Raw genomic sequence first — 12,241 nt, 5'->3', positions numbered from 1 at the left:
CGGACATAGCCATGGTGGTTCCTCTTCTTCCTGAAGGATCAAGATCACCCGCCCATCCATGGGCGGACACCCGCACTGATCGGCAGGGTGGGAGCGATGTTGAGAGATCTCGCCGGGAGACTTCGGGACGACGCGGCCGGGAGTCAGGCGCGCTGGACGAGGCCCGGCGCCAGGACGTCGAGGTGCGCGGCGAGCTCGGCCTCGTCCTCCGGGGCGACGGCCGCCAGCGCGTCCTCCAGGGCGGGCAGGGCCCGCGGGTCGCCGTAGGCGAAGTGGGCGAGCGCGGCGGCCCGCGCCCGCTGCGGTGCCGGCGTCCCGACGTCCTGGGCGAGGGCGACGAGAGTGCAGTACTCCTCCAGGCCCGCCGTGCGCATCCGGGCGGACCACGTCGCGGCCTCCTCGAGGCCGGCGAGGTCGGCGGGGAACCGCAGCTCGCGGGCGCACAGCAGCACCGCGAGGTCCCCGGGGCGCACCCGGGCCATGAGGTCGAGCACGTTCCGCGCGGCCTCGGTGGCCCCGACGTGCGTGCACAGCACGCCGAGGAGCTGCCACGCGTCCTCGGTCAGCGCCTCGACCACCTCGCGCAGGCCGTCCTCACCGACCCACTCCCACAGCTCGTGCGGCTGTCCCGGCAGCACGCCCGCGGCTGCCGCGCGTACGGCGGCGCGCCGGACGTCGCGAGCCCGGCCGAGCTTCCACAGCGCCCAGACCTCGTACCGGGAGTACTCGACCCGCCGGACCTGACGGCCGTGCTCGTCGACCATCGTCGTGGGGACGAGCTCGAGGGCGTCGAGCGTGGCGACCGGGTCATGCTCGGCCGCACTGATCTCCACGAGGACGGTGTCGGCCCAGACCGGGTGGTTGGCCACGGCCCGCAGCCGGCCCGCCCACTGGCGGGCCAGGACCGTGTCACCGTGGGCCGCTGCGGTGATCGCCATCGCCCGGGCGAAGCTCTCCATCGCGATGTTGGGCAGCGCGCCCCCGTCGTGGACACGCTCCCCCAGCTCCATGCCCTCCTCCCGGCGACCGGCCCCCACGAGCGAGCGCGCGAGGTTGCTCTCCCGGATCGCGACCTCATGCCCGTCCTGGCCCGCGTCCCGCGCTGCCTCCAGCTCCCGCTCGGCGATCTCGAGGTTGCGGCGGAAGCGCGCCTCCATCGCCTCCGGCCCCTCGGAGTAGCCGGTGTGCGTGATCGACGCCCCAGGGAGCGGTCGCAGCACCCGCCGCACCCCGGGACGGTTGACCACCTGCTCGTGGAGAGCGCCGGCGTACTGCCCGTCGGAGCGCCGGAAGAAGCGCACGGACGTCGCGGACGGGTCGATGGTGCCCGGCTGCACGACCTGCGTGCCGACGGGGATGGTGAAGAAGTTCGCACGCCCGGAGCCCAGGTGCTTGCGAACCGTGTGCGGGCTGCCGACGAACTGCTCGTCGGCGTCGACGACGAGCACCCACTCCCCCGTCGCGCGGGCGATCGCGCGGTTGCGGGCCGCGCCGAAGTCGTCGTCCCAGTAGCCCTCGACGACGGTGTCGGTGAACCGGCGGGCGATCTCGACGGTCCGGTCGCTCGATCCCGTGTCGTAGACGACGATCTCGTCGACCCACCGCACGGACTCGAGGCACCGTGCGAGGCACTCCTCCTCGTCCTTGACGATGAGGACGGCGGAGATGGTCGTTTCGGGCTTGCGTGACACGCGGGCTCCCAGGAGGTCGGTCGTCTGCTCGACCTGCCTATCGGTCGGCCGCGCGCGGACTTGAGCCCGGGCGGAGGCCCTGGGTCAGACCGCCTCGCTGACGACGGCCGGCACCGCGAGCTCGACCGCCGCGGCGTGCATCGCCGAGGTGCTCGCCCGCTGGGCCACGGCCGCGTAGTACATCTGGCGGCGCTTCTCGGCGACCCCGGGGACCTCCGGCGTCACGGCGACGAGCTCGGGGTCGAGCGCGGTGTTCATCGCGTCGCGCAGCATCCCGAGCGCCTGGGTGCGCAGCTGGCTGATCCGCGACTGGGTGACGCCGAGCTCCTCGGCGATCTCGACGACCGGGCGCTCCTGGAAGAAGATCCCCTCGACGACGACGCGGAGCTTGTCGGGCAGCTCGGTCACGCCGGCGGTGAGGTAGCGCAGCCGCTCGGCGACGACGACGCGCTGCTCGGGGCTCAGGGACTGGTCGGCGAGCGTCGCCGCGCCGGTCGTGGTGTCGGCGTCCAGGGAGACGATCCGGCGCTGCGCGTCGTCGCGGATGGAGCGGACCTCCTCAACCCCGACGCCCATGGCGTCGGCGAGCTCCTCGGGGCGCGGTGCCCGGCCGAGCTCTGCGGTGAGGCGCTCGGTCAGCTCACCGAGGCGGCGGGCGCGCTGGCGAGTACCGCGCGAGGCCCAGTCCATGCCCCGCAGCTCGTCGAGGATCGCGCCGCGGATGCGGGTCGAGGCGTACCGGCCGAACGGGACACCCAGCTCCGCGTCGAAGGCGCGGGCTGCCTGGACCAGGGCGAGCGAGCCGGCAGCGGCGAGCTCGTCACGCTGCACGTGGGCGGGTACCCGCCGGATCATCTCGCTCACGTGGTAGCCCACCAGTGAGAGGTGCTGCTGGATGAGCTCGTCCTGCTCGTGACGCGCAAGCGCCATGGCCATACCCCCAAAGCGGGTGCGGCCAGCCCCGGCCCACCCTTAGTCGTGATCGTTGGGCTCGTTCCCGCCGATTCCCGTCTCCGGGTCGCCCCGACGGGAGCGAACGACCTCAGCATGGGGCCGACTCCTCCAAAAGTACAAGCCCCTATTTCCGTCATTGGCCCCCTATCAGGAAACCATTCACCGCTTCAACTGTAGATTTCACGGATTCTGGGACGTTCGTCCCCGGTGGACGTGACCCGGATCACACTCACTCTCGTCCGAAAGTGGGATCTTCGGGACCAACCGACCACCTGGGGCCCTCAAATCCGCCTCTCTCTTTCCTCATACGGCGGCCGACCGCGCCGATGGGATGGACGTGATGGTCAACGTGCAGGCACAGGAGGGAGTGGACACCATGCTGCGTTCGCTCTCGGATCTCCTCTGGCGCGAGCGGGATCTGCTCGACGCGCTGCGTTACCGGCTGGAGGTGGAGCACCTCCTGCTCGACGCGGGGCGTACCGATCTCCTGCCCGGCGCCGTCCGCGACGTCGACGCCGTCCTGGCGCAGGTGCGGACCGCCGAGCTCGCCCGGACCGTCGAGGTCGCCGCCCTCGTCGCCGAGCTCGACCTGCCCGACGGCGCGAGCCTCCTCGACATCGCCACCGCGGCTCCCGCGCCCTGGGAGGGCATCCTCCGCGAGCACCGCGCCGCGTTCCTCACCCTCACGTCGGAGATCGCCTCGGTCGCCCGGACCAACCGCGACTTCCTCATGTCCACCCACCACGCGACGCAGGAGACGCTCATGTCCCTGAGCGAGAGCGTCGACGTCTACGACGCCCGCGGGCTCACCACCCGCGGCGCCGCCGACACCCACCTCGTCGACAAGTCCCTGTAGAGGCCCTCATGAGCTCCTTCTCCGCACTCAACGGTGCCTACACCTCCCTCAACGCCCAGCGCATCGCGCTCGAGGCCGTCGGGCAGAACATCTCCAACGTCAACACCCCGGGGTACACGCGCCAGCGCGTCAACCTCGAGGCGATCACCGGCGGCACCCAGCCGACGATGACGGGCACGGCTCGCGGCCTCGGCGTGCGGGTGACCTCGGTGGAGCGGCTCGGTGACCTGTTCGCCGAGACGAAGCTCCGCACGCAGACCTCCTCCGCCTCCCGCCTCGGCGCGGTCGCCGCCGGCTGGCGCCTCGTCGAGACGAGCGTCAAGGAGCCGAGCGAGAAGGGTCTCGCCGCCGGCCTGGACACCTTCTTCACCTCCTGGCAGGACGTCGCCAACCGTCCGGACGACACCGCCGCGAAGGCCGTCCTCCTCGGCAACGCAAACTCCCTCGTCGCGGCCGTCGCCGACTCCTACCGCGCGGCCGAGAGCCAGTGGGTCGCCACCCGCGACCAGGCCTCGGCCATCGCGGACGACGTCAACACGACCGCCGTGGCCGTCGCCGACCTCAACGCGCGCATCCGCGACGCCCAGGTCTCCGGGGTCCCGGCGAACGAGCTCATCGACCAGCGCGGCGTCCTGCTCACCGACCTCGCCTCACTCGTGGGCGGGGAGGTGCGAGCGCGGGCCGACGGCACGATCGACGTCATGGTCGGCGGGAACGCCCTCGTGCGCGGCGACCAGACCTACGCCGTCGCCGTCCACGGCACGTCCGCGCTCGAGGGCCTGGCCGGCGCAAGCTCCATGCCCGACGACGGCTGGGGCGCCCACGCGGGCCCACCGCGGCTCGTCTGGGCGGCGTCGGGCGACACCGCGGGTGCCACCGGCGGCCGGCTCTCCGGCCTGGTCGACACGCTCGCCACCGACGGCCCCTTCGCGGGCATGGCGGCCTCCTACGACGCCCTCGTGACGACGATCGCCACCGAGGTCAACGCGCTGCACTCCTCCCTGCCCGGCCACGACGGCGTCACCCGGGACTTCTTCTCCTTCGCGCCGGGGCTGAACCCCGCTCTCGGCCTGAGGGTCGCGGTCACCGACATCGCTCACCTAACCACCGGCGTCCCCGGCGAGGTCGAGGGCTCGATCGCCACCGCGATCTCCAAGCTCTCCGGCGCCCGGGACCTGTGGGGCGGGGCCGTCGTCGACCTCGGGGTCAGCACCCGCGCGGCCGTGCGCCGCGCCGAGGCAGCCGAGCACACGCGCGGCATCGCCGAGGGCCAGCTGCTCTCCCACACCGCCGTCGACCTCGACGAGGAGAGCGTCAACCTCGTGATGTACCAGCGCGCCTACGAGGCAGCCGCCCGGGTCCTCACGACCGTCGACGAGATGCTCGACACCCTGATCAACCGCACCGGCGTGGTGGGAAGGTAGGACGACGATGATCGGCCGAGTGACGCAGCAGGGGCTCCAGCGAGCCTCCCTGGTCCAGCTCCAGGAGAACATCTCCCGCATGGCGCACCTGCAGGAGCGCCTCACCACCGGCAAGGTCGTCCTTCGCCCGTCGGACGACCCCGCCGCGACCGTCGACGCGATGCGGCTGCGTGCCGACCAGCGCACGACGGCGCAGTACGCCCGCAACGCGGCCGACGGCGACGCCTGGCTCACCACGGTGGACGACGCCCTCGGGGACGCCCTCACCTCGCTGCGCCGGGCACGCGACCTCACCGTCCAGGGCGCCAACACCGGCTCCCAGGGGCCGAGCTCGCGCTCCGCCATCGCCAACGAGCTGCGGGCCACCGCGGACAGCCTCCTCGAGGTCGCCAACACGACCTACCTCGGCCGCTCCGTCTTCGCCGGCACCTCCACCCAGGCGGCCTACACGACGACGGCGGCCGGCACCGTCAGCTACACCGGCCGGACCGGCGCCGAGGTCCTGCGCCAGGTCTCGGACACGACGTCGGTCCGGGTCGACTCCGCGGGCGCGGACGTCTTCGGCGTCGACGTCGTGGACGCGAACGGCGAGCTCGTCCGCGACGCCACGGGCGAGCCGGCGGGCATGTCGGTCTTCTCCCTCCTGCGCGAGATCGCGGCGAAGGTCGAGGCCGGCGACGAGGACGTCAGCCGCTTCCTCAACGACCTGGACTCGCGGCTGGGCGCGGTGCTCGGCGAGGTGGGCAGCGTCGGCACCCGGCACAAGCAGGTGCTCCAGGCGCAGGACGCCATCTCGGCCCGGCAGGTCACGCTGACCAACCAGGTGTCCTCGGTGGAGGACGCCGACCTCGCGCAGACGATCGTCGACCTCCAGATCCAGGAGGTCAGCTACCAGGCGGCGCTCGGGGCCACCTCCCGCGTGCTGCAGCCGAGCCTCCTGGACTTCCTGCGATGAGCGCCGTCGTCACCGAGGCCCGCGTCCGCTTCCTCGTCCCGCCCCCGGGTCTGGGCTCCCTCACCGACTTCACCCTCAGCGCGGTGACCGAGGAGCTGTACTCCCTGCGGGCGACCGACGCCGAGGGCGTGCGCCTGTTCCTCCTCGACCCGCGCCCGTTCTTCCCCGACTACGCCCCACGCGTGAGCGAGGAGGCGCTGGCCGAGCTCGGCACGCAGGAGCCGGCCGTGCTCGTCGTCGTCCGTCCGGGTGACGGCGAGGCACCCACCGCCAACCTCCTGGCGCCGGTCCTGCTCAACCCGGAGACGGGCGCGGCGGTCCAGACGATCCTCGAGGGCAGCTCCTACCCGCTGCGCGCACCGGTCTGTCCTTAGCACTCTGACGCGTGACCCGAGGGCGTACGCTCGGGGTAGAGACCGCCTCCACCTGCGGCCCGCCCGCCCTCCACCGCCGGCGCGGCCCGCACCGAACCGAAGGACGTGGGCGATGCGCGCGTTGTCGGACTTCCTGTGGCACGAGCGTGACGTGCTGGAGCTCCTCCTGCACCGGCTGGAGAGCGAGCGGGCACTGCTCGAGACCGGCCGCACGGCGCGCGTCCCGCTCGCCTCGCGGGAGGTCGACACCGCCCTGGAGGCCCTGGACATCGCCGAGCTCGCCCGCGCGAGCGAGGCCGTGGGGGCGACCAGCGTCCTGGGCCTCGGGCCCGACGCCACCCTGGCCACCATCGCCCAGCGCGCCCCGGCTCCGTGGGGCGAGATCTTCGACCAGCACCGCACCGCGCTGCGCGAGCTCCTCGGCGGCATCACCGCCCTCACCGGTGTGCGCGCCGGAACCTCCCAGGACGACGACCTGACCGCGATCCCGGCCGCCGAGCTGACCCACGAGGACCCGGCCGACGCCGCCGTCGAGCTCCAGCTGCAGGAGATCGGGCGCAAGGCAGCCACCGCACGCGGGCGCGTCCTGCGGCAGGGCCTGCTCGACTTCCTCGCCTAACCCTCGGCGGACCGGCTGCTCGCCCGCGCGGCGGCGACGAAGCTGCGGAACAGCTCGTCGTAGACGGGCAGGTGGTCGTGGCCGGCCTGGGCCGAGGGCAGGAGGACCGGTTCCGCCAGTCCTGCCCGGTGCGCCGCGAGCAGCGCCGCGCCGACCGCCACCGCCTCCCCCTCACCGATTACCCGCAGCGGCGCCGGACCGGCGGCGGCCTTGGCCCGCAGCCACGCGGACCCGGCGCCGGCTGCGGAGCCGAGGACGAGCACGTGGCCCGCGGCCGGGTCCGCCCCGGCGAGCCCGGCCTGCGCCGTGAGCATCCAGCGTGCCTGGAGGGCCAGCCCGTCGAGGACGGCTGCGGTGCGGTCGACGTCGTCGGATGCCTGCCCGACGACGACGGCGCGGGCCGCGGGGTCGGGCTCGGGCGTCTGCCGCCCGCGGAGGTAGGGCAGGAGGAACGGGGACGCAGCGGTGCGGGGCCGGTCCGCCGCGGCCGCGAGCAGCGGTCCGAGCGCGTCGAACCCGCCCAGCTGCCCGGCCCACCAGGCGAGCGTGGCGCCCGCGCTCGAGGACCCGGCGACGAGGGCCTCGTGCCGCCCCTCGACCGTCCGCACCAGGCTCATCCCCGCCGCCGCCACCGCCGCCCGGTCCTCCCCCACCGGCGCCCCCGCCCCCACCGGCGCCCCCGCCCCCTCCCGCCGAGAGCCGGATCCTGCACGCGGCAGCTCGCCGAGGACGCGGACGACGGCCTCGGCGGTGCCGACCGAGTCGGCGACGTCGCCTGGTTCACGCATCCCCGCCGCCCACGCCCCGACCTGGTGGTCGTGCCCGGCGACGACGACGGGCGTCCCCTCCCGCAGCCCCCACCGGCCACCGGCCGGGACACGCGCGGGCGGCGCCCCGGGCAGCGCGACCTCCGGGAGCTGCTCGGGTCGCATCCCGACGGCGGACACGAGGTCGGGGTCGAACCCGGCGGGCAGGTCGGTCCCGGGCGGGGGCAGCCGGTAGGCCATCGTGCGGCCGGCGAGCGTGTGGTCGGTGACGAGCCGGCCGGTGAGCGCGAGGACGACGAGGTCGGCCGCGCCCGCCCAGCGGGACATCGCCGCCCACCGTGCCGGGTCCTCGGCGCGCAGGTGGGCCCAGGTGGCGAGCGGCACCTTGCCGCTCGGCCGCACGCCCGTCGCGGCGAAGAGCGCGTCGGCGCCGTAGGTCGCCGCGAGCGCCGCGGCGTGCCGGGCGGCCCGGGAGGGGTCCCAGCGGACGAGGTCCCCGAGGGGGGCGTCCTCGTCGTCGAGCGGGACTCCTGTCTCGGCCATCGACGCGACACCGACGACGTCGACGTCCGCGCCCACCTCCTCGACGAGCCGCCGGACGACGGCGAGGAGCTCCCGGCCGCTCACCGGGGTGGGGGCCGCCGCGCGGGCCACGGTCCGCAGCGGCCCGTGCTCGACGACGACTGCCTTGACGTTGGTCGTCCCGACGTCGAGCCCGAGGCTGCGCATCGGCCCAGTGTGCCAGCCGCCGCCCGGCGCACGGCGGCCCACCCCGCGCACCGCGCCGTCGCGCCGTAACCTGAGGCGGTGATCGAGCTCAAGAGCCCCACGGAGGTCGAGGCCATGCGCCCGGCCGGCCGTTTCGTCGCCGAGGTCGTCAGCGCGGTGCGCGACGCCGCCGCCGTGGGGGTCAACCTCCTGGAGCTCGACGCCCTCGCGCACGAGATGATCCGCGCCGCCGGCGCGGAGTCCTGCTACATCGACTACCACCCCTCCTTCGGCGCGCGACCCTTCGGCCACGTGCTGTGCACGTCGGTGAACGACGCCGTCCTGCACGGGCTGCCCCACGACTACCGGCTGCGCGACGGCGACCTCCTGTCCCTCGACTTCGCCGCCGCCGTCGAGGGCTGGGTCGCCGACTCGGCCGTGAGCGTCGTCGTCGGCCAGGCGCGCGAGGAGGACCTGCGGCTCATCCGGACGACCGAGATCGCCCTCGAGGCGGGGATCGCCGCCGCCGTCGTCGGCAACAAGATCGGCGACATCTCCGCCGCCATCGGCGCCGTCGCGCGCGAGCACGGCTACGGCGTCAACCTCCAGTTCGGCGGGCACGGCGTGGGGCGCACGATGCACGGCGAGCCGCACATCCCCAACGACGGACGCGCGGGCCGCGGGCTGCGGCTGCGTCCGGGTCTCGTCGTGGCGATCGAGCCGTGGCTCATGGCCGGCACGGACGAGCTGCGCACCGACCCCGACGGGTGGACGCTGCGCAGCGCGGACGGCTCACGCGGCGCCCACAGCGAGCACACGGTCGCCGTCACCGAGGACGGCCCGCTCGTCCTCACCGCCCGCGCGGACGGCTGACCCGGTGCGACGGGCGTTGACCTTGACACGGTGACAACGCCTTGGGTGGGGGTCATGGACACCACCCGCCACGGCCCGCTGCTCACCGCGCTCTCGGCGCCCGTCGCCTCGACGCGGCTGCGCGCCGCCCTCGGCGCCGGGACCCGGCCCGACCCGGCGCTCGTCGACCCGCTCGTCGGGCGCTGCGCCGTGGAGCCGGACTTCTTCGTACGGGACATGCTCACCTGGGCGCTCACCCGCCACCCGGCCGGCCTCACGGTGCCCCGGCTGCTGGCGGAGGTCCGCTCCGGCGGCGCACAGGCACGCAGCCAGGCGCTGCACACCCTGTCGAAGGTCCGCGACCCTCGTGCGTGGCGCGAGCTTCCGGCAGGATTGCTCCACGACGCCGACGACGAGGCGGCCCGCAGCGCCTGGCGTGCCGCCGTCGTCCTCGTCCCGCCGGGTGAGGAGGCCGCGCTGGTGGAGGAGCTGGTGACTGAGCTGGGCCGGGGCGACCACGAGACCCGGCTGAGCCTGAGCCGCGCACTGGTGGCGCTGGCCCCGGTGGCCCCGGTGGACCACGCGCTGGCCACCGCGGCGGGCAGCGGGACGGACGCGGCGCGGGCCCACGCCCTGGCGACGGCACGGCTCCTGGCCGACCCGGACGCCGACCTCTCCCACGCGCTGGACGAGGCGACGCGCACCGTCCTGCTCGCCGCCGCTCCCCGGCCGCCGTGCTGATCGGGGAGGTCGCCCGCCGCTCGGGGGTGAGCGCGCGGATGCTGCGCCACTACGACCGCCTCGGGCTCGTCCGGCCGACCGGGCGCACGGACGGCGGGTACCGCGAGTACTCCGAGGAGGACGTCCGGCGGGTCCTCCACGTGGAGAGCCTGCGCTCGCTCGGCCTGTCGCTCGCCGAGGTCCGCCGCGCGCTCGACGACCCGTCGTCCACACCCGCCGGCCTGCTCGCCGGGCTCGTCGCCGAGACCGAGCGGCGGGTGGCGCAGGGCGAGGAGCTGCTCGCCCGGCTGCGCCGGGTGGACGCGACCTCGCCGGGGGCGTGGGACGAGGTGCTGCGCGTCCTCCCCCTGCTCCGGACACTGGAGGACCCGCGCGCCGGGCGGCGCCAGCGCCTGGCGCTGAGCTCCGCGCACGACCTGCCCGCCGAGGCACTCGCCGATGCCTACCTCGGCGAGACCGAGACGAACGTCGCGGGGGCGCTGGGCTGGGCGCTGGCCCGGGCCGGCGAGGGCGCGCTCACCGCCCTCGCCGAGGGCCTCCGCTCACCGGACCCCGAGGTCCGCCGGCGCGCGGTGGCGGGCCTGGCGACGGTGGAGGACGACGCCGCGACGGACGCGCTCGTCACCGCCCTCGCGGACCCGGACGAGGACGTCCGTGACCGTGCCGCCCTGGCGGTCGGTGCGCGCGGGGGCCGGGAGGCGGTGCCGGTGCTCGTCGCGATGGTGGTCGACGGTCGCCTCGACGTCGAGGCCGCCGAGACGCTCGGTCTTCTCACCGCGATGGCCGTCGGGGCCGAGGAGGTCGTCGCCGCGCTGGTCGCAGCGGCGCGGGACGGCGCCCCGGCCGTCCGCAGGCGGCTGGCCCAGGCACTCGCCGAGCTGCCGTGCCCGGGCGCCCGCCGGGCACTGACCGCCCTGGCCCGCGACGAGGACCGCTCGGTCTCCCTCACCGCCCGCGCCGTCCTCCACCGCACCGCCGCGCCCGGCTGACCCAGCCGTCGCCCGGCCGACCCGCCCTCTCCCCCTGATGCGGCGCCCCCGCCCCACCCGCGCCGAGAGCTGGATCCTGCACGCCCCGGAGCGCAGGCTCGCGGGCGGTTCAGGATCCAGCGCTCGGCGGCGGGGCAGGCAGGCGCCGGTGGCCGACGAGGGCGCCGGCGAGAAGTGCCGCCGCGGTCACCCACGACAGCCACGCGAACGCGGTGAGGCTCAGCTCGCTGCTGCTGCCCCACCGGCCGGCGAGGAGGACCGTGGCGTCCCAGCCGCCGTGCGCGACCAGCGCGAGCACCGGCCCCGCGGCCACCACGACGGCCCCGGCGGCCAGGGCGGCCCACAGCCAGGAGCCGGGATCGCGGCGGAGCGCGGCAGCGAGCGCCACGACGGCGACGGGCAGGAGGAGCCCGAGCAACCACAGGGCTCCGGCAGCACCCGCGACGGCGTCCCCGTCCCCGGACGCGACAGCCAGGAGGACCGACGTCGCGAGGCCGACGACGGTGGCCCCGACGACGAGGAGCACGACGACGACGAGGACGCGCCGCTCACGCCCCGCCCGCTCGACCTGCTCGTCGATGCTCACGGTCTCCTCGCTCCTCGAGCCGGCGGACGCCCGCGGATCAGGCCGCGCCCGCGGCCCGGGCCTGGGCGTTGGCGAGCTGGTCGACGATCTCGTTGAAGTGGTCCCCGGCGTGGCCCTTGACCCACTGGAACTCGGTACGTCCGGTGCGCGCGTCGAGGAGCGCGAGGATCGCCTTGACGATCTCGAGGTTCTCCGGGACCTTGCCGTCGGCCTTCTTCCAGCCGCGACGCTGCCAGCCGCGCCCCCACGTCGTGGCGATGTTGATGACGTACTGGGAGTCCGCCCGCACGAGGAGGTCACCCTCCGGCCCGGCGTGCTCGAGGGCGTACTGCAGGGCGAGCAGCTCGCCGATGTTGTTCGTGCCGTGGCTCAGGCCACCGGCGCCCGTCTCACCGGTGCGCTGGTTGACCCACGCCCAGCCGGTGGGACCGGGGTTGCGGATCGCCGAGCCGTCGGTGGCGTAGACGAGGTCGAAGGCCGACTCCGCCGCTGTCGCGGCGGGGGGCGCGGTCTCCCGCGGACCGCCGAGGAGGGTGAGCACCTCGGCCGTGGACCACACGTAGAACTCGGTGCCGTCCCGCATGGTCGTCAGGCGCGCCAGGCCCTTGGTCACGGCGGCCTCGGTGGCCGCGGATCCCGACTTGAGGCCGAGCTCGCTGAGCCGCGCCCCCACCTGGCGGGCGTCCAGCCCGATCTGCTTGCCCAGCTGGGTCTGTGTCGACCAT

13 protein-coding genes are annotated in these 12,241 nt (G+C 74.9%); 8 read left to right on the top strand and 5 right to left on the bottom strand.

Annotated elements, in window-relative coordinates; translation table 11 throughout:
* Nucleotides 1-143 precede the first annotated feature (143 nt).
* Nucleotides 144-1,691, bottom strand: a complete 1,548-nt coding sequence (locus FHE66_RS09975; protein ID WP_139072807.1) for a glycosyltransferase family 2 protein — start codon at nucleotides 1,689-1,691, stop codon at nucleotides 144-146.
* Nucleotides 1,692-1,775: 84 nt separating this feature from the next.
* The gene (locus FHE66_RS09970; RefSeq protein WP_139072806.1) at nucleotides 1,776-2,621 is read right to left on the bottom strand and encodes a sigma-70 family RNA polymerase sigma factor; all 846 of its coding nucleotides are present in this window, start codon (nucleotides 2,619-2,621) and stop codon (nucleotides 1,776-1,778) included.
* A 400-nt stretch (nucleotides 2,622-3,021) separates the two neighbouring features.
* Here FHE66_RS09970 and flgN point away from each other — a divergent pair, with 400 nt between their 5' ends.
* From flgN to FHE66_RS09945, 5 genes are all read left to right on the top strand, one after another.
* Nucleotides 3,022-3,501: a flagellar export chaperone FlgN gene (gene flgN / locus FHE66_RS09965; protein WP_139072805.1), complete on the top strand. Its 480-nt coding sequence runs from the start codon at nucleotides 3,022-3,024 to the stop codon at nucleotides 3,499-3,501.
* Nucleotides 3,502-3,509: 8 nt separating this feature from the next.
* Nucleotides 3,510-4,925 (top strand): flagellar hook-associated protein FlgK, encoded by a 1,416-nt coding sequence (gene flgK, locus FHE66_RS09960; protein ID WP_139072804.1) that lies wholly within the window; start codon nucleotides 3,510-3,512, stop codon nucleotides 4,923-4,925.
* Nucleotides 4,926-4,944: 19 nt separating this feature from the next.
* The gene (gene flgL, locus FHE66_RS09955; RefSeq protein ID WP_230976494.1) at nucleotides 4,945-5,880 is read left to right on the top strand and encodes a flagellar hook-associated protein FlgL; all 936 of its coding nucleotides are present in this window, start codon (nucleotides 4,945-4,947) and stop codon (nucleotides 5,878-5,880) included.
* Nucleotides 5,877-6,254 (top strand): flagellar assembly protein FliW, encoded by a 378-nt coding sequence (locus FHE66_RS09950; protein ID WP_139072802.1) that lies wholly within the window; start codon nucleotides 5,877-5,879, stop codon nucleotides 6,252-6,254. Before flgL ends, FHE66_RS09950 begins: the two co-directional genes overlap by 4 nt.
* Before the next feature lie 112 nt (nucleotides 6,255-6,366).
* On the top strand, nucleotides 6,367-6,873 hold the full coding sequence (locus tag FHE66_RS09945; RefSeq protein WP_139072801.1) for a hypothetical protein: 507 nt from the start codon (nucleotides 6,367-6,369) through the stop codon (nucleotides 6,871-6,873).
* On the opposite strand, the gene FHE66_RS16000 is transcribed toward FHE66_RS09945, so the two are convergent.
* Entirely contained in the window at nucleotides 6,870-8,369 is a 1,500-nt protein-coding gene (locus tag FHE66_RS16000; RefSeq protein ID WP_139072800.1) for an FGGY family carbohydrate kinase, read from the bottom strand. The genes FHE66_RS09945 and FHE66_RS16000 overlap by 4 nt on opposite strands.
* Before the next feature lie 78 nt (nucleotides 8,370-8,447).
* Here FHE66_RS16000 and map point away from each other — a divergent pair, with 78 nt between their 5' ends.
* From map to FHE66_RS09925, 3 genes are read left to right on the top strand one after another with little or no spacing between them, the layout of a single operon-like run.
* Nucleotides 8,448-9,221: a type I methionyl aminopeptidase gene (map, locus tag FHE66_RS09935; protein WP_139072799.1), complete on the top strand. Its 774-nt coding sequence runs from the start codon at nucleotides 8,448-8,450 to the stop codon at nucleotides 9,219-9,221.
* A gap of 54 nt (nucleotides 9,222-9,275) precedes the next feature.
* Entirely contained in the window at nucleotides 9,276-9,941 is a 666-nt protein-coding gene (locus FHE66_RS09930; protein ID WP_139072798.1) for a HEAT repeat domain-containing protein, read from the top strand.
* Nucleotides 9,935-10,930, top strand: a complete 996-nt coding sequence (locus FHE66_RS09925; protein WP_139072797.1) for a HEAT repeat domain-containing protein — start codon at nucleotides 9,935-9,937, stop codon at nucleotides 10,928-10,930. Before FHE66_RS09930 ends, FHE66_RS09925 begins: the two co-directional genes overlap by 7 nt.
* A 109-nt stretch (nucleotides 10,931-11,039) precedes the next feature.
* Here FHE66_RS09925 and FHE66_RS09920 read toward each other — a convergent pair whose 3' ends face one another.
* The gene (locus FHE66_RS09920; protein ID WP_139072796.1) at nucleotides 11,040-11,516 is read right to left on the bottom strand and encodes a hypothetical protein; all 477 of its coding nucleotides are present in this window, start codon (nucleotides 11,514-11,516) and stop codon (nucleotides 11,040-11,042) included.
* A 37-nt stretch (nucleotides 11,517-11,553) separates the two neighbouring features.
* Nucleotides 11,554-12,241, bottom strand: a 688-nt coding sequence (locus FHE66_RS09915) for a ribonuclease H (RefSeq protein WP_176554732.1), incomplete at its 5' end; no start/stop codon positions are given.

The sequence above is a fragment of the Georgenia sp. 311 genome, from assembly GCF_006151955.1.
GTDB lineage: Bacteria > Actinomycetota > Actinomycetes > Actinomycetales > Actinomycetaceae > Oceanitalea > Oceanitalea wutianyii.
Note: the sequence above shows the minus strand (reverse complement) of the source record. Positions and strands in the feature narration are given on the sequence as shown.